The organism is Bacillus sp. NPDC094064 (assembly GCF_050279585.1).
GTDB lineage: Bacteria > Bacillota > Bacilli > Bacillales > Bacillaceae_G > Bacillus_A.
This window is the reverse complement of sequence record NZ_JBNNUI010000009.1, coordinates 71,886-98,153: the sequence shown is the minus strand read 5'-3', so window position 1 is coordinate 98,153 and position 26,268 is coordinate 71,886. Positions and strand designations below refer to the sequence as shown.

Genomic DNA, 26,268 nt, shown 5'->3' with positions numbered 1-26,268 from the left:
ACACTATAATACACTAAAATATCTTGCCTCAGGGTGAGAAAATACCATAGCCGTTACAGACGCTTCTGGCTCCATCATAAATCCTTCCGTTAATGAAATACCTATTTCTTCTGGATGAATGAGACGAAATAACTTTTCTTGATCCGCAAGTTCTGGACATGCTGGATAACCAAATGAAACGCGTATTCCTCTATACTTCGTGCGGAAACGTTCTTCCATCGTCAGTTCCGGTGAGTCCGGAATTCCCCAGCGGTCACGGATGAGCATATGTGTTTTTTCCGCGAGCCCTTCTGCTAATTCAAGCGCCAACGATTGAATAGCATGACTACGTAAATAATCACCTTTCGCTTTCCACTCTTCAGCAATGTCCCGAACGCCTTCCCCAACAGTAACAGATAAGAAAGCAACATAGTCCATCTCATCTCCAACTGGGCGTAAATAATCACCTAAAGTACGGTATGGTGCTTTTCCTTGCCTTGGGAATGTAAAACGCTCGATAATACGCGTATGATCTTCCGGATCATATATTACAATGTTTTGTCCGTCGCTTTGCGCTGGGAAAAATTGATACACCGCTTTCGGTTTTAACCAAGATTGTCCTTCTACTAATAACTCGTCTATTAAATCATTTAATTCATGCGCTCTTTTATCCCCTTCTTTCAAAAGCTTCTTCACATTTCCTTTTAATCCAAGATGATGTCCAAGTAGCATTTGTCTATTTAAAAACGGTGCGAGATGGAGGGCAGGAACATCTCGTAATACAATTCGTTTTGTTGAATCCGGCACGATAACCTCTGATTTTGGTAACGGCTCAATTACTACTGGAATTTCTACTTTCTTCTCTTCTTTTGTTACGATATGAAGATGACGTTCTTTTTTATCCTGCTTCATCTTCTCACGCTCTTCTTCTTTTTGAAGCCTATTAATAATATCAAGCCCGGTCATCGCATCACTCGCATAACATACGAGTCCTTTATAGGATGGCGAAATGCGATTATCTGTAAATTTTCTCGTTAACGCTGCCCCGCCTACAACGATTGGAATATCAATATTTGCCGCTTTTAAATCTTCAGCCGTCGTTACCATTTGTTGCGCTGATTTTACTAATAACCCAGAAAGACCAATAATATCAGGCTTCTTTTCTTGTACTTCTTGAACAATTCGATCCGAACGAACATTGATTCCTAAATTAATAATCTCATATCCGTTATTCGCTAAAATAATTTCAACAAGATTTTTCCCGATATCATGCACATCACCTTTTACAGTTGCTAATAATACTTTCCCTTTTTTCGCACTATCGCTAGATTCCATATGTGGCTCTAAATAACTTACGGCAGCTTTCATACTTTCAGCACTTTGCAATACTTCAGCAACGATAAGCTCATTATTATTAAATAATCGTCCCACCTCATCCATTCCTGTCATAAGCGGACCATTAATAATATCAAGAGGTTTCCTGCCTTCTTCAAGAGCAAGACTTAAATCCTCGTGTAACCCTTGTTTCGTACCTTCTACAATATAATTTGCTAGTCGCTCATCGAGAGTTAACGTTTCTTGCACAACGACATCTTTCTTTTTTGCCGCGCGATAGAAATTTGTAAATTCTTCTAACGTCTCTTGCGTCGTTTCAAAAAGTAATGCATCTGCAAGACGTTTTTCTTCCTCTGGAATTGACGCATATCGTTCCAATTTTTCCGTATTCACAATCGCGTAATCTAATCCTGCTTTCGTTGCATGATATAAAAAGACAGAATTTAAAACTTCACGTCCAGCTGGTGGTAGACCAAACGATATGTTACTCACACCTAAAATTGTTAAACATTCTGGTAACGCTTCTTTAATAAGGCGAATTCCTTCTATCGTCGCTGCCGCTGAACCGATATATTCCTCATCACCTGTCCCTACAGGAAACACGAGCGCATCAAAAATAATATCAGACGGACGTATACCATACTTCTTCGTAAGTAATTCATAGCTTCTTTTCGCAATTTCTATCTTTTTTTCTGCACTTACAGCCATACCATCTTCATCAATTGTTCCTACAACGATAGCGGCACCGTATTTTTGAAGAAGAGGTGTCACTTTTTTAAATCGTTCTTCACCATCTTCTAAATTAATGGAATTAATAACCGCTTTTCCTTGAATATACGTAAGAGCTCGCTCCATCACATTTTCATCTGTTGAGTCAATCATAATCGGTACTTTTAACACTTTCGTAACTTCTGCCAAGAAGTTTTCCATATCTTCTATTTCATCGCGGTCCGGGTCAGCCATACAAATATCAATAATATGAGCATTTTTCTTCACTTGCGCTCTTGCCACTTCAGCAGCCTCTTCAAATTTCCCTTCTGCTACTAATCGTTTAAATTTACGTGATCCAATAACGTTTGTTCTTTCACCAACAAATAACGGTCTCATTGAATCATCATATTGCAATGCCTCTAACCCACTAATCCCATGTCCTTCTCGTTCGTGGTGCTCACGTGGCTTAAGAGATGCTAGCGCGGATTTCATTACTTTTATATGTTCTGGCGTTGTACCACAACAACCACCGATAATATTCACCCATCCTTCTTCAGCAAAGCGCTTCACTTTTTCAGCGAGAGAAGAAGGAGATTCATGATAATGCCCATCTTCATCAGGAAGACCTGCATTTGGATAACAAGAAATGTAACACTCCGATAAATCAGATAGTGAACGAATATGTTCCCTCATAAACTCCGGACCAGTCGCACAGTTTAACCCAACCGATAACGGCTTCATATGCTCTACCGATAAATAAAAAGCTTCGATTGTTTGCCCTGCCAAAGTCGTTCCCATCGGCTCAATCGTTCCTGAAATCATAATAGGAACTGTTTTTTTCAGTTCTTCAAAAGCGGCTTGAATTCCAATATAAGCTGCCTTCACGTTACGCATATCTTGACTTGTCTCAACGAGTAACACATCAACTCCGCCTCTTAATAATCCTCTCGCCTGCCTTGTATAAGCTTCAGTTAGTTCTTCAAACGTAACTCCTCCTGTAACACTAATTGCTTTTGTTGTCGGTCCCATCGCACCTGCAACATATACTTCCTTTCCGCTTTCTGTAACAGCTTGCTTCGCCAAGAGTGTCGCTTTTTCATTTAGTTTTTCATCTAAATGAGACAAATCATAATCACTCAATACGATATTCGTAGCACCAAATGTATTTGTTTCAATAATATCTGCTCCAGCTTCAATATAAGCTTTATGAATTTTTAAAATGACATCTGGTCTTGTTTCTACTAAATATTCATTACAACCCTCGTACTCTTCTCCCCCGAAATCTTCCGCAGTTAAGTCCTCTTGTTGGATCATTGTCCCCATTGCACCATCTAATATTAAGATGTTATTTTTTAATTTTTCTTCTATACACTTCATCAATTAATACCTTCTTTCACTTCTTGCTTTTCTCTCACATATTTAACGAGATGTTCTGTAATTTCATATTTTAGAAATGGTGTAATAAGATAAATACCATTAAAATATTTCATCGCCGCATCGATCAATTCTTGCGAAATGTGAATCCCTTCCTCAATTGCTGCCTCTTTCGTTTCATGTCCATCCATTCTCTCCCTTATTGCTTCAGGTAGATTAATACCTGGCACCTCAAAATGAAGAAAGTCTGCATTCCGTTTACTTATTAACGGCATAATCCCAATAAAAATAGGTTGTTCCAAATGCTTTGTCGCTTCATATACTTCTTTAATTAAAGCAACATCATAAATCGGCTGCGTTAAAAAGTATTCTGCTCCAGCATCTATTTTTCGTTCCATTCGTTTTACTGCCGCTTTTAAATGCCGAACATGCGGATTAAACGCTCCTCCGACCGAGAACCTTGTTGCTGGACCAATTGATTTCCCTAAAATAGAACGTCCATCGTTCATTTCTTTAATCATTTTAATGAGCTCAATAGAGGACAAATCATATACAGAAGTGGCACCTGGAAAATCACCAACGCGTGCTGGATCACCAGTTAAAGCTAACACTTCTTCCATACCTAACGCCGATAAACCTAGTAAGTGAGATTGTAGTCCAATGACGTTATGGTCTCTACACGTTAAATGCGTCAATACTGGAATATCATGCTTCGTTAATAATGCCCCCATCGCCATATTCGAAACGCGAGGTGATGCTAATGAATTATCTGCTAGAGTAATAGCGTCCGCTCCAGCTCTTTTCAGTGCTCTTGCCCCTTCAAAAAATCGCTGTGTGTCTAGCGTTTTCGGTGGATCTAATTCCACTACAACTGTCGTTTGTTTCTTTGCCTTCTCGGCTAAAGTAACGTGGGCTTTCGAACGCTTCTCGTGTGTATGAACTACTTTTGGTCTTTGAATCGTGTCCTTTTCTATTACAGGTGTAACATTTAGAGTTGCACGCTTCATACATTCAATATGTTCTGGAGTCGTACCACAACAACCACCTAATAACCGAACACCTTGCTCAATAAATTTCGGTGCCATTGCTTCAAAATAAGCTGGGCTTCCCTCATATACGTAACGCCCCTCCACATAATTCGGGAGTCCTGCATTCGGATACGCTGACAAGTAGCCATTTTGAGGGATCGATATCATTTTCATGGCTTCTGTCATATGTAGTGGTCCTAGTTGGCAATTCAATCCAACGACATTTGCCCCATAATCTAAAAGCTGTTTTAATATTTCATTTACATCATTTCCATTTTGAGTCGTACCCGCCTCATGTAACGCTAATTGAGCTACAATGGGAATATTCGTTTGTTTTCGTAACACCTGAACAGCATGAAGTAATTCAAACTCATCATAGAAAGTCTCTAATAGTAATCCATCAACCTGTTCTTCTAGTAATGCACTTGCCTGTTCCAGTAACATAAATTCTCGCTCCATATCAGTTGTCGTAACAGCTCCGATATGTTTCATACCACCAATTGTTCCTAAAATTGCATTTCTTTCTGTTACAGATGCTTTCGCCAGTTTTACTGCCGCTCTATTAATTTCAGTAACTTGATTTTCTAAACCATACATACGTAATTTCGCTTCATTTGCTCCGTACGTATTTGTTTGAATTACATCAGCTCCAGCAGCTACATATTGTTTATGAATCGATATAATTAAATCTGGATCAGATACATTTAATTCTTCAAAACTACTTTGCAAACCGTGCGAATGCAATAACGTTCCAACCGCACCATCACCTATTACAATTCCTTTTGATAATAAATCTAGTAATTTCACGAATCTCCCTCATTTCTATCAATATAAAAACCCCCTCTTCACCGTGAAGAGGGGGACATAATTGTTCCGCCTCTTATTATGCAAAACATTCGTTTTGCAGGTATTAGCACCGTTTCAAACATTTCGTTTGAAGGTTGCCGGGTTTCACAGGGCCTTTCCCTCCACCGCTCTCAATAAGAGTTTGTCTATATATTTTATTTATGTAGCTAAAAGGAAATACGTTCCCCTTTTAACAATGTTTGTTAATTTTTTAATAAATTTAGCATGCACAAATACAAAAGTCAATGATACTTGCGTAAAAATAAAAATTATTTAAAATAAAGTTGCAATTCAATTATCTTTTGTTGTAAAGTTAAATCCATAATAAAATTTCATACAAACATTCTTATCTAGAGAGGTAGAGGGACTGGCCCTATGACGCCTCAGCAACCATTAACACTTGTTAATAAGGTGCTAATTCCAGCAAATTGTGAAAGATTTGACAGATGAGAAGAAGACTCTATTCAAACCGAAAGCCTTCTTCTTAGAAGGCTTTTTTTATTTATATTCACTTAATTGTTAATTTAAAAAGGAGGAATTTTCACATGTCAACTATTGAAACAAAACTAGCACAAATCGGAAATCGTAGCGAAACTACAACAGGAACTGTTAATCCACCCGTTTATTTCTCAACTGCTTACCGTCACGAAGGGATTGGTAAATCTACTGGTTTTGACTATTCACGAACTGGTAACCCAACTCGTGGTCTTTTAGAACAGGCAATCGCAGACTTAGAATATGGCGAACAAGGTTATGCCTGTAGTTCAGGGATGGCCGCTGTTCTCCTCGTTCTTTCTTTATTCCGCTCTGGAGACGAACTTATTGTCTCTGAAGATTTATACGGTGGAACATATCGATTATTTTCTGAACATGAAAAAAAATGGAATGTTCGATGTAGATACGTAAATACACAATCTATTAAACAAATCGAGCAAGCACTCACACCTAAAACGAAGGCTATTTTCATAGAAACTCCGACTAATCCATTAATGCAAGTTACCGATATCGCTGCTGTCGCAACTGTAGCGAAAAGACACGGTCTACTTCTTATTGTAGACAACACATTCTATACTCCTTATATACAACAACCATTAACAGAAGGCGCTGACATCGTACTTCATAGTGCAACGAAATATTTAGGTGGGCATAACGATGTACTAAGTGGCCTTGTCGTTGCAAAAGGAAAGAAACTTTGTGAGGAACTCGCTCATTATCACAATGCATCAGGTGCGGTCTTAAGCCCATTTGACTCATGGTTATTAATTCGTGGTATGAAAACGTTAGCGCTTCGCATGAGACAACATGAAGAAAATGCAAAAGCAGTTGTCGCTTATTTAAATGATGAAGACGGGGTGACAGATGTATTTTATCCTGGAAGAGGCGGCATGATCTCATTTCGTCTTAAAGATGAAACATGGATTAATCCCTTCTTACAATCTTTATCCTTAATTACGTTTGCTGAAAGTCTTGGTGGTGTTGAAAGTTTAATGACGTATCCAGCAACACAAACACACGCTGATATTCCTGAAGAAATCAGAACAGCAAACGGTGTATGTAATCGTCTTCTGCGATTTTCCGTTGGCATTGAAAATAGTAACGATTTAATTCAAGACTTACAGCAAGCCATTAAACTTGTAAAAGAAGGTGTAAGAATATGAGTTATTCCATAGATACACTCTTACTGCACAACCAATATAAACATGACTCGCAAACAGGAGCTGTTAACGTTCCCATCTATAATACATCAACTTTTCACCAATTTGATGTAGATACATTCGGCAAATATGACTATAGCCGGTCTGGAAATCCAACTCGTGAAGCCCTTGAAGATATTATTGCTTTATTAGAGGGGGGAACAAAGGGATTCGCTTTTGCATCCGGCATTGCAGCAATTTCTACTGCATTTCTCCTTCTTTCGCAAGGCGATCACGTACTCATTTCAGAAGACGTGTATGGAGGCACTTACCGAATTATAACTGAAGTGCTCTCTCGTTACGGTGTTTCACATACATTTGTTGATATGACCAATGTAGAGGAAATAAAGAAAAATATTAAATCCAATACAAAACTCTTTTATGTAGAAACACCCTCTAATCCACTTCTAAAAGTGACAAATATTCGTGAGGTTTCTAAAGTCGCGAAATCTATTGGTGCTCTTACTTTTGTTGATAATACATTTTTGACACCACTATTCCAGAAGCCACTTGACCTTGGCGCCGATATCGTTCTGCATAGCGCCACAAAATTCATTGCCGGTCATAGTGATGTTACTGCCGGATTAGCGGTCGTAAAAGATGCCGAACTCGCTCAAAAACTTGGATTTTTACAAAATGCTTTTGGTGCTATTTTAGGACCACAAGATTGCTCTCTCGTGCTTCGCGGTCTAAAAACATTGCATGTACGTCTTGAGTATTCAGCTGCAAACGCCAATAAAATTGCACACTATTTACAAAAGCACGCTAAAGTGCAAAATGTCTATTATCCTGGATTACAATCACATCCTGGATTTGATATTCAACAATCTCAAGCTACATCAGCCGGAGCTGTCCTATCTTTCACTTTACAATCAGAAGATGCACTCCGCCAATTTTTATCAAAAGTAAAATTACCTGTCTTTGCAGTTAGTTTAGGAGCTGTCGAATCGATTCTTTCCTACCCAGCTAAAATGTCACATGCGGCACTGTCGCAAGAAGCTCGTGATGAAAGAGGTATTTCGAATTCATTACTTCGGTTATCCGTCGGTCTTGAAAATGTTGACGATTTAATATCCGATTTTGAAAATGCCCTTTCTTATGTAGAAGAACCTGTAAATGCATAGGACGAATAGAAGATATGAAATTAAGTTTTCATATCTTCTATTTATGCTGTCTACCATATTCATTTTAATGCTGTTCTGTCTGTATAGTTCATAAAAAATAAAAGTTCATTATCTATTTCCAAGTAATGTATTAATTGATATATTAAGAATTAAAAAAGGAGTAAAAATAATGAATTCTTGTGCAGATATTTTAATCGTTATCGATTTACAAAATGGGGTATGTTATAACGAAGAGCATTTATTTGACTTACAAAACTTACTTACAAAAGTAAGTAACAGAATTTCTTCATACAGAAACTCAAATAAACCAATTCTTTTCGTTCAACATTGTGATGATGATTTAGTACCTGAAAAAGAGATTTGGGCTATACATGCCGATCTAGATGTTCAAGAACAAGATTTTTTTGTAAGAAAAACACATGCAAATTCATTTTATAAAACAAACTTAAAAGAGATTTTAGATCAATTATCTGTACATCGTATTGAGTTTTGTGGTGCCCAAACAGAATACTGTATGGATGCTACAATTAAATTTGCTCACGGACTGGGATATGAAAACTTCATGGTACAGAAAACAACCTCAACGTTAAATAACCCATTCATGTCCGCAAAAGAAACAATTGAATTTTATGAGAATATATGGAATCACAGATTTCTAAAATTAATGAAAGATGAACACTAAAATACATAATCCCAATGTCTTAATACGTTTAAGATTTATCAGCTACATTCAAACATTTCATTATCACTATGAAGAAGCTAACTACATTCAGCTTCTTTGCTTTTAACCTGTTTTATATTCTATATATATCATTATAATTCCTTTGTCATATTATTTTTAAAATTTAGTATATTCATTTGAAAGAATAAGAAAATCATGATAAGATTGTGTTACAAATATATCTATATCTTTCAATTTTTAAAACGCATCGAAATTTTCACCCAAAAATGTCATTTTACAAAACCATGCAATTTTATCTACTTTATTTACATCCGGGTCTCTTTTCTTACAATTTCTTTACTTTAGGACTTTTTTTCTGCAACAACTGTTTTCTTTTCGTTAATTTTTTGGTATGTATAGTATGGTATAACAGCTCACACGGAGGTGGAAAAGAACATGTTAGAAACCTTTCAAAAAGAATTAGAACTATATGAAAGCAATGCAGAATTATTGAAAGTACTTGCTCATCCTGTTCGTTTATGTATCGTAAAAGGATTAATCGAGCGTGGTCCAAGCAACGTTTCTACAATGTACACTGGCTTAAACATGCCACAATCTACAATTTCACAGCATTTAGCAAAGTTAAAAAGCGCTAAAATCGTTTCTAGCGAAAGAAAAGGATTAGAAATTTACTACAAAGTAGAAAACGAAACAATTATTCAACTCGTTCGCGTATTATTAGGTTAGGGACTAATAAACAGAGAAAAAGGACGTATTCTATATTTTTTATCTCATATCTTTAATATATATATATCATGAGAGAAAATATATGATGCTACATAATTAATAGTCGTATAAAAAAACAAGACACAGAACTATATACTGTGTCTTGTTTTTTTATATGGTCACATATCGATTTAACTGTAAATGTTGCATATCTTTCGTATGTATCACAACATCAAAGGCACTCCCTAATCCTCCGTTCAAAATCATAGAACGAACTGCTCGATTTTGTTTTTGAGCTTCTGAAAAAGGATCCCGATCTTGATGACTCGTAAGCTGTTCTAATATTCCTGCCGCTAGCAAAAATTCAGATTGCTTCTTATGCCATACCACATTCATTCCTTGCAGGCTAAAAATCTCCTTCAGCTCATCCCAATGAATATGAGTAGTCAGATCCATTTCACCTGGGTATGCTAAAGGATTACGTATTAGCTTATGCTCGTAATACCCTCGTAAACTTCCTTCGCGATGTGCAGGGTGCATCCATTCTTCTTTTGTGTAGCCATAATCAACTGTAATACATATTCCCTTTCGAAACCATTTCGCAATTTCTTTTATATACCCTTCCATCGCGATCGGCACTTCAAAACGCTGCCCTTCAGCAATATGAATGTTATATTTCAGTAAATATCGGCCGATTCTTTTCTCTAAAGGTCTACATACTTCCGCAAGATTCCCTTCTTCATTGTATGTAATACGTACTTCATACAACATTCCATTTCTCTTCTCAATTACTTCCACAGGAAATGCATCAAATAACTCATTAGAAAAAAGGATCCCTTCAAATGATTCTCCCATTTCATTATAGGAGGTATAATACGACACATTATCAAATGAGAGAAGATTCTCCTGCTGTAATTTTCTATGAAAAGGGCTCACTTCGATTATTGAATAGCTTACATCCATAAAGGTTTCTGGAGATAGTTGCTTCCATTCTTGTAAAACATCATAGGCAAACTTCCCTGTTCCCCCACCAATCTCACAAATATTTGGAGCAACTTCACCGTTTTCCACAAGACGAATAAAAAACTTAGCAAAGGTTTTCGCAAAAACAGCTGATACGTTGCTACTTGTAAAAAAATCCCCTTGTCTTCCAATCTTTTCACGTTCTTTCATATAATAGCCATGTCCTTCTGTATATAATACAAGGTTCATATACGTACTATATGAAATGGAATAATCTTTCTCTTTCCCCATCCATTCTCTTAAAATGAGCTCCATCCCCATCATGACTCCTTATTGTAAAAATGGATTATTTTCTTTTTCAAAACCGATACTTGTCTCAGGACCGTGTCCACATAGCACCGCTGTTTCATCTGGTAATACAAATAATTTCTCTTCAATACTTCCAATCAATTCAGCAAAACTTCCACCAGGTAAATCTGTTCTTCCAATACTCATTTGGAATAATACATCTCCAGAGAACACCGCATTCGCCTCTTTACAATAATAAGAAATACTTCCTGGAGAATGTCCTGGCGTCTCAAAAATTTCAAAGCTAAATGAACCAATTGTTAACGCACCTTCTGCATCAATAATATGATCGGCTGGTTTTGCTGTAATACTGCGGTTCATCATAAAAATTTGAGAGCCATTTACAGTTGCATCTCCTAGCCAATCTGCTTCTTCTTTATGTACGTATACAGGAATATGGAAAGCGTCTCTTACCGCATCGACAGCACCAATATGATCAAAGTGAGCATGTGTTAATAAAACCGCAAGAGGTTTTATTTGTTCTTCTTGCAAATATGTCACGAGCTTTTCTCCTTCGTGACCAGGGTCAAAGATAATGCACTCATTTTGATCGTTCGTTAAAATATAAGCATTTGTTTGTAATGGGCCTAACGGCATTTGTATCCATTTCATATGAAAATCTCCTCCAGTTATTAAACTTACTTTTAATGATACAACATTTCTTTCTCTGAGGAAAAGAAAGGATGTTATCTCGACAATCATTTTTAAAACATGTACAATATAAAAGAGTAAATATTCTAAAAACTCATATTAAGGAATGAGTAGACAGAGGAGGATATTGTATGGGCCTTGTTATTATTTTTACGCTTGTCACTCTGTTAGCTGTATTTGCTACGCTTAGAACACTTCGCGAGAAGAACTTCTTCGCGGGCGGCTTTGCAATTGCAACTGTACTCGTTTTCGGATGGTTTACGATTATGACCGTTCTATATAACGGGTACCCTCCAGCAGCTTAATTCATTTACATGTTATTCTTCATCAAGATTTTGCACAAAAAAGGAAGGGCTTCCCCTTCCTTTTTTCATATTTCAAAGCTTATACCATCTTCGCTTCGTATTTGTGCTTTTTTACAAGCCAAGCTCCTCCGATAACACCTGCATCATTACCAAGTGTCGCAATGGCTAACTTCGTGCTCTTTACAGCGCGTGAGAAAGCATATTGCTCGAAATAACGTTGAATTGGCTCTAATAGTGCATCTCCAGCTTTAGATACGCCTCCACCAATAACAATTTTCTCTGGGTTCAACGTACTAGAAAGGTTCGCTACAGCTAATCCTAAATAAGAAGCTACTTTCTCTACTACTTCGCCTGCTAGTTCATCACCTTGGCCATGCGCTTCAAACACATCTTTTGAGGTAATACGCCCTTCTTCTGCTAACATAGAACGTAACATGCTCTCTTTATCAGTCTCTTGTATTTTTTGCATAGCAACACGTACAATACCCGTTGCAGATGTTACTGTTTCTAAGCAACCAGACTTTCCGCAATTACATGGGAAAGCATTCTCTGTAACGACTGTAATATGTCCAATCTCACCAGCAGCACCACTTATGCCGTGTACAATCTCACCATTAGTGATTACACCGCCACCAACACCTGTGCCAAGTGTCATACAAATTAAATCTTTTGCTCCTTCACCAGCACCTTTCCACATTTCACCAAGCGCTGCTAAGTTTGCATCATTATCAATCACAACAGGTAATCCTGTCTCGACTTCTAACAAATCTTTTAACGGATAGTTTTTCCATCCTAAATTAACCGCTTCATAAATCATTCCAGATGCCACATGTACAGGGCCAGGAGCTCCCATACCAATACCAATTAACTTACTTTTTAATTCACCTAACTCTTCTAACTTTTTATCAATTGCTTTTGCTACATCAAGCGTAATATGTTTTCCTTGCTCATTTGTATTCGTAGGGATTTCCCACTTATGTAAAATTTCGCCGTACACATTAATAAATGCTAATTTAATCGTTGTACCACCAAGGTCAACACCAACTAACCATTTCTCTTCCATGTTGCTTACCTACCTTTATCTAATTCTTATTTAGCTCTTTTTGAATTTCTTGCTTCAATAAAAATAAAGCTGTTTGATAGTCTTGTGGGTCGATTAGCTGTGATTGATTTAGCTCACGCAATTCATCTTGCATTAATTGTAAATCTGCAATTCGATCACCTGTATAAATAATCGTACCAAATTTCTTTAGCAATTGCTGAATATCATAAATAGATACCATTTCATCACCCTCTATGCTCACTTACTATAAAAATTATAATAAGAAAACGTTCACATATTTTATTATAATCAAGAAGAAAAAGTCTCGTCAATTTTTATTTGTCTATACAAGCCCATTTATAACCATTGTTCCTTTTTCTGTAATAATTTTTTCTACATTCTTATCAAATGGCTCTACTGGAATGTGTTGTACCATTTGAAAATTATAGGCTAATGATAACGTTTTCCCTTTATAATGCAAGAGATAACGATCATAATAGCCACCGCCATATCCAATCCGTTCTCCACGCTCTGTATAAGCTACGCCTGGCACGATTTGAAGGTCGATTTCATCCGCATCCACTTCTTCCGTAAGTACCGGAATCGGTTCACGTAAATTCATATACACGGTTTCTAATTGATCAAAATTATGAATTTGACGGAAAGTCATTGTCCTTGTCCCTCTATTACACTTCGGAACGACAACTTTCTTCCCTTCTTCCCAAGCTTTTTCGATAATAGGATATGTATTCACTTCATTTTCCATTGAGAGCGTGATGCCAATTGTTTTAGCTTCAACCCACTCTTTTTGCGCATACAACGAAACTGCAATTCGCTCTGATAAAGTTGCATACTGTTCTTCTGATAAAGAATTCATGTGCTTTATTATTTGTTTACGTAAACGTACTTTCTCTTCTTTCACACATTTTCCCCCTTACAGTGATACTTTTCTCTACGATGATAGTGTATCACTTTTAACAGAGGAATCGAATAAAAAAAGAAACAGTAGGAAAATATTCCTACTGCTTACTTTGTTTCACGGTGTAACGTAGACTTCTTGTCACGCTTGCAATACTTTTTAAGCTCGATACGCTCAGCGTTGTTACGTTTATTTTTCTTTGAGATATAGTTACGATCTCCGCATTCTGTACATGCTAGAGTAATATTCACACGCATTCTTATTTCCCTCCAGTACTAATAACTTAAATCAGACTATACCATAATACCACTTTTAAAATAAAAATTCTACACCTTTTGATATTGTCTAATTTTTTCTATAAGATTTTTCATATTTTCCCTTGCTATCACTGGGTTTTTAGCATGTGAATACACTAAAAATTTTGGCTGTTTTATGTCAGAAACGATATACGACCACTCTTTTTCTGCATATTTAAATTGTACTCCTTCAAATATCCCCTCTTCCTTTCTTTCCATATCAGCCAATAATTTCCTCATCACTTTCCCTTTCTCACTCCATGAACATACAACTTCATCATAAAGTAAATAGAGCGGAGGGGATTGCTCTACTATGCTGCGAAACGTTTTTCCCTGCAGTGCTATTAACTCGAATAATTTTCCAATTCGATATAAAATATCTCGCTTCCATCTTACCTGAAAAGATTTTTTTTCATCATGCGTATAAAATAGTAGGTAACACTCTCCTAATTTCAAAGACATAGGGTAAATGTTTCCAGCTGATTCAAGTAATAAATCTGGAATATCTACTTCTTCAAAATCTGTCCCTTGGTAAATGTTACTATGATGATCATATAACTCAAAATAATTCCCTTGCTCTGAAAACATAAGTGCCATATTTGCTTTACTTGATTTCATCAAAGCTTTCACATGATCTTTTTGTTCCCCCGCATAAATCCATGTAACTGTGCATCCAAGCCTTTGCAGAAAAAGCATAAGTAACTGTTGTAACATATCATTTCTCTTATTAATTAAAAGATGAAACTTTTGTGTTTGTATTTTCTCAATATCAATGTGCTCTAATACTGCTTCTATATACTCCTGTAACGAAACGTGGACCAAATTATTTCGTCCCATTTCTTTCTCACATACGTAATAAAACGACTCAGACATATATACTTGTTCTATCGCTTTTTGCTGCTTATACGTTAATAGCGCCCCATCCTTACCATACAACTTTATAACAACCTCTTTTTCATTTTCCACTTGAACGAAAACCCCACCTGCGCATTGCAAATTCTGAATACTATATTGAAAAAGTGACTCGTTCATTTCTTTGCATTCCATCGTATGAATCCCGATACCATGAATAGCATGAAGGAATAAATTTTTATAAGAAGTTGTCTCTATATTTTCTTGACTTCCAATTAATATGCTTTCCCCTTTTGCAAAAAGAGATCCATACGCCATCGCAACTTTCACAATGAATTGAGGAGTAATCTCAACATTACCTCTTCCTACAACGCGACTTTTTTGTAACCACCCTGCACCTTTTTCACTTTCTTGCACACCAGCCGATGCTACGATCGAATGACTATCAATCGCCTTATAGGGCCATAGTTTTCCTTTTTGCTTAATTACCGCACTTTTCCCTATATGACAACGATCCGCCACAATGCTTCTTTGAAACAGTGTGACATCATCTTCAACCATTGTGTGCTCTCCTATTGTCGTTTCTAAAAGTTCACAATACTTTCCAATGTGCGTATTTGCAAAAACAATGCTTTTTTGAAGATGAGAATAACTTGAAATGACACTATTTTTCCCAATAATAGAGTATGGCTCAATTACAGCTCCTGCGCCAATCGTTGCTCCTTCTCCAATAAAAGAAGGTCCATGAATTTTCGTTCCCTTCCCAATCGTCACACCTTCTCCCATCCATACCATCGGTAATACTTCCGTATACGGAATAGGTACTTGCAATTTTTTCGTTAACAAGTCAAATTGTGCTTGTCGATATTGATCAAATGTACCGATATCTAACCAATAACCTTCTGATAAATATGCAAATAACGCGTTCTTATTTGCCAATAGCGGAAACACATCTTGACTGAAATCAAAAAATTGCCTCTGCGGTATGTAAGAGAAGATATCTGGCTCCATAATATAAATCCCTGTATTCACAATATTAGAGACTACCTCATTCCAGCTCGGTTTTTCTATATATCGTGTCACCTCTTGTTCTTTGTTCATTACAACCAAACCGAAGGAGAGTGGGTTTTCTACTTCCTTCACAAACATGGTTACCATTCTTTTCTTTTGTTCATGAAATGCAATTCCTTCTGATAATTGAAAATCAGTTAATGCATCCCCGCTTATCACAACAAATGTTTCATCTAAAAATTTTTCCGCCTGTTTGATACTTCCTGCAGTTCCAAGCGGAGGAGAGTCTTCAAAATAGTACAAGTTTACTCCCCATTTACTACCATCACCAAAATATTGCTTAATGGCTGTACTCATATATTGCACTGTAATTGCGATTTCACGAATACCATGCTGACGTAATAATTCAATATTGTATTCCAATACTGGCTTTTCTAATAATGGTAACATCGGTTTTGGAGTATTACATGTTAATGGTCTAAGGCGTCTTCCTTTTCCTCCAGCTAAAATAACCCCCTTCATATACTTCAGCCTCCACTTATATAATGTTCAGTAACTCCATATACGTTATGTATATTTTCTACCCCGCATTAACTAGCTTAAGTTTGATTGTTTCAATGAATCATCACTGAGGGAACACGCTGATTAAAATTTCTTATATAAATATATCTTTCGCACTTCACCAAAAAAGAAAGCGCTTACTATTAACTTAGTAAAATAATGTTTACTATGTAACCAACATATACGTACTAATTTTTCGATTACATTATGATACATCTTATCATCATAAACTAAAGGAAACAATGAGCTTTTTTTGTCGTGTTTTGACTAAAAAAAGCAGGTGATGTTCACCTGCTTTTTATTTATTCATTTAATAAATAATGCTTTCCTTTCACTAAATAAAATACATTTTCGGCAATATTTGTAATATGATCTGCTACACGCTCAATATATCTCGCCACAAAGGACAATTGTGTAATTTGCGTAATTGTTTCTGGTTGTTCCGGAATGGAAGAGATAAATTCACGAATTGCCTTTCCATATATTTCATCAACGGAATCATCCATTTCAGCAATTTGTTTTGCAATAGTTAAATTTTCTTGCTCATATGCTTCCAATGCTAAAGTTAACATCTTATGAGCAATTTCAAACATTTCGTCAAGATTTTGCAAACTAACTGTCACTTCTTTTTCTCCAAGACGAATTGTAGATTTCGCAATATTTACAGCATGATCTGCAATACGCTCTAAATCTGTTGCTGTTTTAATTGAAATAAAAATTCTTCGTAAATCACTTGCTACAGGCTGCTGCTTCGTAATAAGCATAAGTGCAAGATCATTTATTTCCTCTTCTAAATTATCCATACGATAATCACCATCTATAACCTCTAACGCTTTCTCTACATCTCTTGTATGCAAACCTTCCATCGCAAGTAATAAAGCTTCTCTCGCTAGTTCACCTAGCTCAATTACCTTTTGCTGTAACGTTTTTAAATCCCATTGAAACTGTTCTCTTACCATTGTTTCTTCCCCCTCAATATTATTATGTGCCATTATATATAAATCCCCTACGTAGCCCTTACTTACACCTGTAATAAGCTTTAAGATAGGAGAAGTATTCATTCTCTATTAAAATGAGGTAAAAATAAGAAATACCCTCTGTTAAGAGGGTATTTACTCTTATCCTTGCTAGCGCAATCAACCAAATCGGCCTGTAATATAATCTTCTGTTCGTTTATCTGAAGGTGTCGTAAATAATTTGTTTGTATCTGTATATTCCACAACTTCTCCACTTAAGAAGAAAGCAGTTTTGTCTGAAATACGTGCTGCTTGTTGCATGTTATGCGTCACAATAACGATGCTAAAGTCTTTCTTTAACTCTTGAATAAGTTCTTCTACTTTTAATGTTGAGATTGGATCTAACGCCGACGTTGGCTCATCCATTAAAATAACGTCCGGCTCAATCGCTAAACAACGTGCAATACATAAACGTTGTTGCTGTCCACCAGATAAACCATATGCATTATCGTGCAAGCGATCTTTCAACTCATCCCAAATCGCTGCTCCACGTAAACTTTTTTCAACAATTTCATCCAATGTTTTTTTGTCACGAATACCATGAATTTTCGGGCCGTATGCTACATTTTCATAAATAGATTTTGGAAATGGATTTGGCTTTTGGAATACCATTCCTACATGCGTTCGTAATTCTTCAACTGGATATGATTTATCAAATATGTTGCGTTCTCTATATTCAATTACACCTGTAGTTCGAACGATAGGTACTAACTCTACCATACGATTTAATGTTTTTAAGTACGTTGATTTACCACAACCACTTGGGCCGATAATTGCTGTAACTTCATTCTCATGAATACTTAAGTTAATATCCTTTAAAGCATGGTCTTCTCCGTACCATAAATTTAAGTTTTTCGTATCAAATACTACTTTCTTTGGTGCAGTCTCGATTTTCTCTTCGTTTTTCACCTGTACATTTACTACCGTTGCTACCATTTGAATTCCCCTTTCATCCACTTCCAACTTATTTTCGATTTCGTAACCATAAGACAAATATATTGATAAAGAGCAACAAACCTAACAAAACAATCATCCCAGCTGCTGCTACGTACTGAAATTCTTCTTGTGGTCTACTCATCCAATTAAAAATTTGAATTGGTAAAACTGTAAACCGATCAAACATACTAAATGGAACATAGTTTGCAAATGCAAGCGCTCCGATAACTAACAGCGGTGCCGCTTCTCCAATTGCTCTTGATAGGGCTAACGTACACCCTGTTATAATGCCTGGAAAAGCATACGGCAATACAACTTGATACATCGTTTGCCACTTCGTAGCACCTAATCCATAAGAAGCCTCTAATAATGAACTTGGTACAGACCTAATTGCTTCTTGACTAGCCACAACAACTGTTGGTAACACGAGCAAGCTCATCGTCAGTGCCGCTGCGACGATACTCTCTCCTAAATGAAGAGCATATACAAAAATGGTTAAGCCGAGTAATCCATATACAACGGAAGGTACTCCTGCTAACGTTTGATTATTAATTTCTATTATCTTTTTAAATATGGATTCCTTCGCATATCGCTCTAAATAAAGGGCAGTTCCGACTCCCAATAGAAACGAGACGGGTATAACAATGCTCATAAATAATATTGTTCCTGACAAAGCTGCAGCAATACCAGCTTCTCTCGGATTACGCGAAGCGAAGTTTGTAAAAAAATCTATGGAAAGATAACTTATACCTTTTTCAAAGATTTGAAAAAGCAAAATAAACAGTATTACTATCGAAAACAAAATTGCAATATAAAATGACAATTTGTAAATTCGGTCTTTTAAAAAACGAGATGCCATATTTTCTTGTATTTTTTTTTGATTCAACATTCGCATATTATGTCACCCTCCCAAAACGGCGCATAATAGACTGCGAAATGATGTTCATTATAAATGTAAACAAGAATAATGTTGCACCCACAGCATACATGCTGTAATAAGTAATCGTTCCATGCGGAGCATCACCTAAACTCACTTGCACAATATAAGCTGTTAACGTTTGAATCGAGTGTGTCGGATTGAGTGATACATTCGGTGTGGATCCCGCTGCAATTACAACGATCATCGTTTCACCAATCGCTCTGGAAGCTGCTAATATAATCGCCGCTATAATCCCTGTAAAAGCCGAAGGAAACACTACTTGTTTTACCATCTCAAGGCGAGTTGCTCCGAGTGCTAACGAAGCTTCTTTCGTTCCTTTCGCTACAGCTCTCATCGCGTCTTCAGACAGAGATGCAATTGTAGGTATCAGCATAAATCCAATAACAATCCCTGGACTTATCGCATTAAAAAATTGTAAATCTGGTATAACCCGTTGTAAAAGCGGTGTGACAATTGTTAGTGCAAAAAAGCCATATACAATTGTCGGAATGCCTGCTAATAGTTCTAACATCGGCTTTAATATTTTCCGTGCACCATTTGAAGCATATTCGCTTAAAAATACGGCACAAGCTAAACCGATAGGAATTGCTACGCACATAGCAATCGCCGTTACAAGGACTGTTCCACATATAAGTGGTAATATACCGAATTTAGGATCTTCAAAAAAAGGTAACCATTCTTTCTCCGTCAAAAAGAAGTGTAATGGTATGTTTTGAAAAAACATCATTGTTTCATTTGCTAACGTAAAAACAATTCCAAGTGTCGTCACAATCGACACGCTAGCAATTATTTTTAGTAATAACGGAACCATTCGATTGATTCGCTGCGTTTTTTTTCTTTGTTTTATATTTCTTTCAATCAAATGTTGTACAGAAAATGTAATTTGACTTTTGTCATTATGAGCCAAAGATGAAAACCCCTTTCCACCCTGACATTACCTTTTTATTTCTGTTAACATTCGCAGCTGTTCATTATATTTTTCTTTTGGTAATTTTACATACCCTACTTCTTCAGCAAGGTTACCAACATGCCGAATCATAAACTCCACATAATTTGCTACATTCATTTTATTTCGGATCGATGCATTATTCACATAAGTAAATAGCGGTCTAGATAAAGGCTTATACTTACCTGATTGAATGGTCTCTTTCGTCGGAAATACACCATTTACTTTTATCGCTTTCACCTTATCTCGATTGGCCATATAATAAGCATATCCTACAAAAGCAATGGCATTTTTATCATTCATTACTCCTTGCATAATAACTTGATCATCTTCAGACAAAGAGACTTTTTTTACAATGCGACTTTTTTGTAAGATGACATTTTGAAAATAATCATACGTACCAGAATCTACACCTGGCGCATAAAATTTCACCTGTTCACGTGGCCATGATGAATGAATTTGTGACCATCGCTTCTCTCTTCCATCTTCACTCCACAATAGACGTAACTCGTCTATTGACATATCGTCTACCCAATGATTTTGACGATTTACAACGATCGTAAGACCATCGTAAGCGACTTCAAACGGTGTAAACTGAATGGAGTTTTTCTTCATTTCATTTTCTTCCACTTGTTTCATTACTCTTGAAGCATTATTTATATCTACTTCTCCTTTACTGAAACGATTAAACCCTCCTCCTGTTCCAGATACACTGATCGAAATTTTCACGTTTGGATGCGCCTTTGTGTATTCCTCCGCTACTGCTTCTATAATAGGAAAAACTGTTGAGGATCCATCAACTCTCACTTCTCCCATATCACTCACAGCAAATGCAGTAGTCATGCCAAAACAAAGGAAACATAGCGATAATATGAAAACTTTAATCGACGTACTCATCCATTTCACGTGTTCTTCCTCCTAGAAGTAACCGGAAATAACAGGATTACAGATATAAGAATACTGCTAAACTATTAATTCGGTTTTAATTGTTTGTAAAAGTTTTGTAAAGTTCCACAAGAATCCACATAAGGTGAAATTTTAATCAATAGCGGGCTGTTCATCCACACTGGTTATTAATCCATAAAATCGTTATCCTCCCAGCACACAATATACAAGTATCATTTGTGGGGTTGCGTACTTTTTTCAATCGTTTATACTTGTCCACATTTATTACACGATATGCATAAACTATAAAAAAAAGCACACTATCTTTTCAGATAGTGTGCTTTTTTTACGACTTTTTTATTCATCATCTTGATTTTTATTTTTATTATCTTTTGCATCTTTTGGAGCTTCACCATTTTCTTGCTTTTTCAAATCAAAGTAAGCGTCCATAATGTCACGACTAATATAACCGTTAATACCTGATTTATCATCAACCCAAGGTACAACAACAGAAAAGGCTACTTCAGGGTCTTCAAGTGGCGCATAACCTACCATTGTTAAGTTATATGTCTCTTTGCGCTCACCTTTTGCATTTCTACCATTCTCTTTATCACCGCCATACACGGTTTCAGCTGTACCTGTTTTACCAGCAGCTTTATATGGTGCACCTGTAAAGTATTTCGTAGCTGTACCACCGGCATCATTAAATACTTGTCTAAATCCTTCTTGAACACGTTTAATTTGTGATTCAGGCATATCAATACGATTTAGCACTTTCGGTTCCATAGAATGAACAACTTTTCCAACTTCGTCTGGTTTTGCTTCCGGTTCACGAATTTCTTTCACAACTTGCGGCTGCATACGGTAACCACCATTTGCAATTGTTGACACGTACTGTGCTAATTGAAGCGGTGTATACGTATCATACTGTCCAATTGATAAATCTAATAAGAAACCTGGAATATTATCTGTTTTACCTTTTTGTCCAGCAGATTCATTCGGTAAATCAATACCTGTTTTCACGCCAAGTCCAAACTGTCCAAAATAATAACGCATCGTATCATATGCTTTTTGTGGTATATCTAACGTACCACCTCTCACATATGGAACACCTGCGATATTCATCGCTGTTTTAAACATATATACGTTAGAAGACATTTTTAATGCTGTCAGATCATTAATATATCCCATCGTCTTCCAAGAAGATTTTTTTGGCGTTCCTTTTAATACAATCGGTTCATCAAGTTGAACTGAACCCGGTTGAATCGCACCTGTTTGATACCCTGTAAGCACTGTCGCACCTTTTACAGTCGATCCCATCGGATAAGAACTCGTCATCGTTCCTAACGCGAAATCTTGTACTTTCGTTTCTCCATTTTCTTCCACTAATTGTTTCCCAGCCATAGATAAAACTTCACCATTTTTCGGATTCATCATTACAACGAATGCACGATCTAAAAGAGGTTGTCCCCCTTTATATTTCAATAAATTTTTAGTGATAATTTCTTCCACACGCTTTTGTAATTCCATGTCGATTGTTAAATTCAGGTCATTGCCTCGTTGTCCTTGTGATACATTAATCGTTTCTAAAATATTACCATTTTTATCTGTAATATTTTTCACTTCTGATTTCGTACCGTGCAAGCTATCTTCATATTGCTGTTCAAGATAACTTTTTCCTACTCGGTCATTTCGATTATAATCACGAACAAGATAGTAATCTAGTTTTTCTCTCGGTAAACCTTCATCAGATGTCGACACGCCGCCAAGAACACTTCGGAATAAATCATCATACGTATATTTTCGTTCCCAATCAACATTCGTATCTATACCTGGTAATGTTGCTAGATTTTCACTAATAATCGCATATTCTTCTGGTGTAGCATCTTTTTTAATAACTTGAGGTGTCATTGCATATCCGCCGTCCATCTTACTTCTAATCGCTAGTATTTCTAAATCTTTTGCGGATAATTGATTAATCTCTTCTTCCGTCACACGACTTCGTTGACGTTCGTCTAATTCTTTTTCGTCAATTTTGTTATTTTTCAATTCTTGACGATCTTTATTCGTAATCTTTTCTTTCGCTTCCTCTTTATGCAGAGCAAGCCAATAGTCTTTTTTATCACGATCTGTTAATTTATCTATCGGTACCTCAATCAAACCAGCTAATTTTTCCGCTGTTTTTTGGCGATCTTCCGCAGTTGATCCTTTCATTTTTGTAAATGTAATTGTACGAACAGCTGTATTATCTACTACAGGTCGCCCATAACGGTCAAATATTTTCCCACGCGGGACTGGATTACTTATCGTGGAGTTCTCTTTCTTCTCCACTTCATTCTTATATTCCTCACCGCGAACAATTTGTACATATCCGAGCCTTACAATAACCGCGGAAAACATTAAAAACACGCAAAAAAACAGCACGTTTAACCGAAATGGAACGTGGGTCTTTTTCTTTTGTTGCTTCTGCTTCTTACTCATACAAACCCCCTCTACCAACAGCTATGTAATGTGAAAGGGACACCTTTATACAGGTGTCCTCACTGCTGTCTTACATCTTTTTCTATTCTAGCATAAAATAAACGAGAAGTTAACCTTCTGGTTCTGTTTGATTTTGCGTGTTTCCTTGCGCTACCACACTTGTTTTCCCCGCATTTCCCTCTTCATATTTGACATTTTTAACTGCAAAATATATAAGAAAATGTCCAGCACCTAAAATGCATAATAAGAAAGGTAAGCTTTTTTCAGGTGGAAAAAATAGAACCGCACACAAAAAGCTTAAAATGGAACAAATTCTACCGGCATTTAACCATAATTCTCGGACAACTACATACTCTACACGCCACTCTCTCGCATTTTTCGCTCTACCAATTACGTCATATGTCATTGATCCGTACGGAACGAGTAAAATAGGGTATGCAATCGCGATACATGCCGCATAAATAAGTAACTTTGTATATGTAACATTGAATATAACTAAAAATACGACCGCATATAAAATAATGCCTCCAAGTAAAATTGCTTTTTTTCTCCACTCTTTCTTTAACATACGAGCGACTAAGTAGTAACATATAAATGATACAGTAGAATTTACTAAGCTATATTTCCCTAGCGCGAGCTCACTATCAGTTGCTAAATAAACATATACGGAAATGACAAAAATAAATGTCCCTTCTCTCAACCCCTGAAAAAAATGAGCCCGTGTAATTCTCCCCCAATTTTTATCAATCCGTCGCTCTTTCAATACTTGCATCACTTCATAACGTCCTTCACATTCTCTCTTAGATAAAAAAAAGCTTAAAACGACCGCAATAGCAAATAGCACTAATGAAAGAAAGAATATGACAGTATAACCACTCCATTTTTCCATACGTGAAATTGTATATCCTGCTGCTATTGGTCCAATCATTCCAGAGAAGGATGTAAGGAGCCCGAGAAAACCGTTAAAGAAATCTCTTGTTTCTGGTTCTGTAATTTCAAATGTCAATAAGTTAAACGCTAACCAGTAAAAACCATATCCGATTCCTAAGAGGGCTCCCATTAATAAAATATAGTGAGAAGCGCTTTTTCCCGCTACTAAAACAACGATAAAAAACACAGCTAACGTTCCCACACCTATTCTTAACAAGATCGAGCGATCAATACGTTTCGCAAATTTCCCACCTACAAGAAATGTGAGAGGCTGTAATACAACGCTGGCCAAATTATACAAGCCAAGATTCACATAATTTTGTGTTTGTTTCCATAAATAAATGTTCACAAATGTATTCGATAAAGAAATTGCGAGCGTGTATAAGCCTCCAATAAGGAGCAATAACACTAAATCCCGATTCACTTCAACGTCACCAATTATATGTTTCCACTTCATACACAACTCTCCTTTACTTCATGTTCTAGTCTTCCAAAGACAAGCCCAATTATGTAAAAGGAAAGCATAGAAAAAAAGCTAGGAGCATTCTCCTAGCTTTTTTCTATAATTGTTACAATTATTTTGCTTCTTGGTAACGTTTTTCAGCAGCGTTCCAATCTACAACGTTCCAGAATGCACCGATGTAGTCTGGACGACGGTTTTGGTAATGTAAGTAGTAAGCATGCTCCCAAACATCTAAACCGATAACTGGAGTCTTACCTTCAGTTAGAGGAGAATCTTGGTTTGGAGTGCTTGTTACTTCGATCTCACCGTTATTTACTACTAACCAAGCCCAACCAGAACCGAAGCGAGTTGCGCCAGCTTTTGCGAATTCTTCTTTGAATGCATCGAAGCTACCAAATTTCGCTTCAATTGCAGTTGCAAGTTCGCCTACTGGTTGTCCACCACCGTTTGGAGATAGGATTGTCCAGAAGAATGTATGGTTCGCATGTCCGCCACCATTGTTACGTACTGCTGTACGGATTGCTTCTGGCACTTCATTTAAGTTTGCAACTAATTCTTCAACGCTTTTGTCAGCTAATTCTGCATGACCTTCTAAAGCAGCGTTTAAGTTTGTAATATACGTGTTGTGATGTTTTGTATGATGGATGTTCATTGTTTCTTTGTCAAAGTGAGGTTCTAATGCATCATACGCATAAGGTAAATTTGGTAATTCGTGTTTTGCCATTGTTATATTCCTCCCAGTTTATGTATTGCCACTAATATGCGACATACAACTTCATTCTACCCTAATTGCCATAGGGTGCAAACAAATAAATCACATTGTCTTGCTACCATTAAAGTAGCAAAATTCCCACTTCTTTTCAATTAAAATGCTCATATATTCCGTAAAAAAAAGCTCCCTTCTACAAGGAAGCTTCCTGCTAACGTAATAAACTTATGAAATGGATATGGACCCTGTAGGACTCGAACCTACGACCGGACGGTTATGAGCCGTCTGCTCTAACCAGCTGAGCTAAGGGTCCACAATTATGTATGTAATCATATATAAAATAACTGAATTCCTATCGGATATATCCTTTAAGAAATGTAAGATAAATTTACCATATGCAAAAGAAAAGTGTCAATTGTATTTTTCTCTTTTAAAAGTAGAAAATTAATAAAAGAGAAATTCAGTTCTCTCTACTATATGTAATATAACTTGAGATTCCCTAGATTCGTACGTTACAATGATTTTATACATACATA

General features: G+C 36.5%; 22 protein-coding genes, 1 tRNA gene and 2 riboswitches. Of the genes, 5 read left to right on the top strand and 18 right to left on the bottom strand.

The window, feature by feature from the left end; translation table 11 throughout:
- Positions 1–3 precede the first annotated feature (3 nt).
- Positions 4–3,402, bottom strand: coding sequence for a methionine synthase (gene metH / locus ACQKNI_RS19870; protein WP_427282663.1), 3,399 nt, complete (start codon positions 3,400–3,402; stop codon positions 4–6).
- Positions 3,402–5,234 carry a bifunctional homocysteine S-methyltransferase/methylenetetrahydrofolate reductase gene (locus tag ACQKNI_RS19865; protein WP_088230917.1) on the bottom strand — a complete coding sequence of 611 codons (1,833 nt, stop codon included), beginning with the start codon at positions 5,232–5,234 and terminating at the stop codon, positions 3,402–3,404. The genes metH and ACQKNI_RS19865 overlap by 1 nt, the downstream gene beginning before the upstream one ends.
- Before the next feature lie 70 nt (positions 5,235–5,304).
- Positions 5,305–5,414, bottom strand: a riboswitch (SAM riboswitch).
- A 202-nt stretch (positions 5,415–5,616) separates the two neighbouring features.
- A riboswitch (SAM riboswitch) is annotated at positions 5,617–5,726 on the top strand.
- A gap of 92 nt (positions 5,727–5,818) precedes the next feature.
- On the opposite strand from ACQKNI_RS19865, the gene metI reads away from it, so the two are divergent.
- From metI to ACQKNI_RS19845, 4 genes are all read left to right on the top strand, one after another.
- Positions 5,819–6,931: a cystathionine gamma-synthase/O-acetylhomoserine thiolyase gene (metI, locus tag ACQKNI_RS19860; protein WP_088230916.1), complete on the top strand. Its 1,113-nt coding sequence runs from the start codon at positions 5,819–5,821 to the stop codon at positions 6,929–6,931.
- Positions 6,928–8,091 carry a cystathionine beta-lyase gene (metC, locus tag ACQKNI_RS19855; protein ID WP_088230915.1) on the top strand — a complete coding sequence of 388 codons (1,164 nt, stop codon included), beginning with the start codon at positions 6,928–6,930 and terminating at the stop codon, positions 8,089–8,091. Before metI ends, metC begins: the two co-directional genes overlap by 4 nt.
- Before the next feature lie 169 nt (positions 8,092–8,260).
- Positions 8,261–8,773 carry a cysteine hydrolase family protein gene (locus ACQKNI_RS19850; RefSeq protein WP_098252983.1) on the top strand — a complete coding sequence of 171 codons (513 nt, stop codon included), beginning with the start codon at positions 8,261–8,263 and terminating at the stop codon, positions 8,771–8,773.
- 435 nt (positions 8,774–9,208) lie between these two features.
- Complete coding sequence (locus ACQKNI_RS19845) at positions 9,209–9,499, top strand: ArsR/SmtB family transcription factor (protein WP_000894377.1); 291 nt, start codon at positions 9,209–9,211, stop codon at positions 9,497–9,499.
- Positions 9,500–9,649: 150 nt separating this feature from the next.
- Here ACQKNI_RS19845 and ACQKNI_RS19840 read toward each other — a convergent pair whose 3' ends face one another.
- Both ACQKNI_RS19840 and ACQKNI_RS19835 read right to left on the bottom strand, forming a co-directional pair.
- A complete protein-coding gene (locus ACQKNI_RS19840) occupies positions 9,650–10,762 on the bottom strand; it encodes a class I SAM-dependent methyltransferase (protein WP_088230913.1) in 1,113 nt (370 codons plus the stop codon).
- Between the two features lie 9 nt (positions 10,763–10,771).
- Positions 10,772–11,401 carry an MBL fold metallo-hydrolase gene (locus ACQKNI_RS19835; RefSeq protein ID WP_088230912.1) on the bottom strand — a complete coding sequence of 210 codons (630 nt, stop codon included), beginning with the start codon at positions 11,399–11,401 and terminating at the stop codon, positions 10,772–10,774.
- Between the two features lie 170 nt (positions 11,402–11,571).
- On the opposite strand from ACQKNI_RS19835, the gene ACQKNI_RS19830 reads away from it, so the two are divergent.
- Complete coding sequence (locus tag ACQKNI_RS19830; RefSeq protein WP_000524850.1) at positions 11,572–11,745, top strand: DUF2759 domain-containing protein; 174 nt, start codon at positions 11,572–11,574, stop codon at positions 11,743–11,745.
- Between the two features lie 79 nt (positions 11,746–11,824).
- Here the strand turns inward: ACQKNI_RS19830 and glcK are convergent, their stop codons facing one another.
- The 14 genes from glcK to ACQKNI_RS19760 form a co-directional block, all read right to left on the bottom strand.
- Entirely contained in the window at positions 11,825–12,808 is a 984-nt protein-coding gene (gene glcK / locus ACQKNI_RS19825; protein ID WP_088230911.1) for a glucokinase, read from the bottom strand.
- 19 nt (positions 12,809–12,827) lie between these two features.
- Entirely contained in the window at positions 12,828–13,028 is a 201-nt protein-coding gene (locus tag ACQKNI_RS19820) for a YqgQ family protein (protein ID WP_000253699.1), read from the bottom strand.
- A 102-nt stretch (positions 13,029–13,130) separates the two neighbouring features.
- A complete protein-coding gene (locus ACQKNI_RS19815) occupies positions 13,131–13,709 on the bottom strand; it encodes a 5-formyltetrahydrofolate cyclo-ligase (RefSeq protein ID WP_088230910.1) in 579 nt (192 codons plus the stop codon).
- Between the two features lie 104 nt (positions 13,710–13,813).
- A complete protein-coding gene (rpmG, locus tag ACQKNI_RS19810) occupies positions 13,814–13,963 on the bottom strand; it encodes a 50S ribosomal protein L33 (protein WP_001265616.1) in 150 nt (49 codons plus the stop codon).
- Positions 13,964–14,032: 69 nt separating this feature from the next.
- The gene (locus ACQKNI_RS19805) at positions 14,033–16,387 is read right to left on the bottom strand and encodes a sugar phosphate nucleotidyltransferase (protein WP_098252982.1); all 2,355 of its coding nucleotides are present in this window, start codon (positions 16,385–16,387) and stop codon (positions 14,033–14,035) included.
- A 341-nt stretch (positions 16,388–16,728) separates the two neighbouring features.
- On the bottom strand, positions 16,729–17,385 hold the full coding sequence (gene phoU, locus ACQKNI_RS19800; RefSeq protein WP_088231086.1) for a phosphate signaling complex protein PhoU: 657 nt from the start codon (positions 17,383–17,385) through the stop codon (positions 16,729–16,731).
- Positions 17,386–17,562: 177 nt separating this feature from the next.
- Positions 17,563–18,378: a phosphate ABC transporter ATP-binding protein gene (gene pstB, locus ACQKNI_RS19795; RefSeq protein WP_000226681.1), complete on the bottom strand. Its 816-nt coding sequence runs from the start codon at positions 18,376–18,378 to the stop codon at positions 17,563–17,565.
- Positions 18,379–18,406: 28 nt separating this feature from the next.
- Positions 18,407–19,273, bottom strand: a complete 867-nt coding sequence (gene pstA / locus ACQKNI_RS19790) for a phosphate ABC transporter permease PstA (protein WP_088230908.1) — start codon at positions 19,271–19,273, stop codon at positions 18,407–18,409.
- Between the two features lies 1 nt (position 19,274).
- Positions 19,275–20,225: a phosphate ABC transporter permease subunit PstC gene (gene pstC / locus ACQKNI_RS19785; RefSeq protein WP_088230907.1), complete on the bottom strand. Its 951-nt coding sequence runs from the start codon at positions 20,223–20,225 to the stop codon at positions 19,275–19,277.
- A gap of 27 nt (positions 20,226–20,252) precedes the next feature.
- Entirely contained in the window at positions 20,253–21,170 is a 918-nt protein-coding gene (locus ACQKNI_RS19780) for a PstS family phosphate ABC transporter substrate-binding protein (protein WP_088230906.1), read from the bottom strand.
- A gap of 336 nt (positions 21,171–21,506) precedes the next feature.
- Complete coding sequence (locus ACQKNI_RS19775; protein ID WP_427282662.1) at positions 21,507–23,630, bottom strand: peptidoglycan D,D-transpeptidase FtsI family protein; 2,124 nt, start codon at positions 23,628–23,630, stop codon at positions 21,507–21,509.
- Between the two features lie 109 nt (positions 23,631–23,739).
- Positions 23,740–25,017: an MFS transporter gene (locus ACQKNI_RS19770; protein WP_088230904.1), complete on the bottom strand. Its 1,278-nt coding sequence runs from the start codon at positions 25,015–25,017 to the stop codon at positions 23,740–23,742.
- A 118-nt stretch (positions 25,018–25,135) separates the two neighbouring features.
- Positions 25,136–25,747: a superoxide dismutase [Mn] gene (gene sodA, locus ACQKNI_RS19765; RefSeq protein WP_071712990.1), complete on the bottom strand. Its 612-nt coding sequence runs from the start codon at positions 25,745–25,747 to the stop codon at positions 25,136–25,138.
- Between the two features lie 224 nt (positions 25,748–25,971).
- Positions 25,972–26,045, bottom strand: a tRNA-Ile gene (locus tag ACQKNI_RS19760).
- Positions 26,046–26,268: the final 223 nt, after the last annotated feature.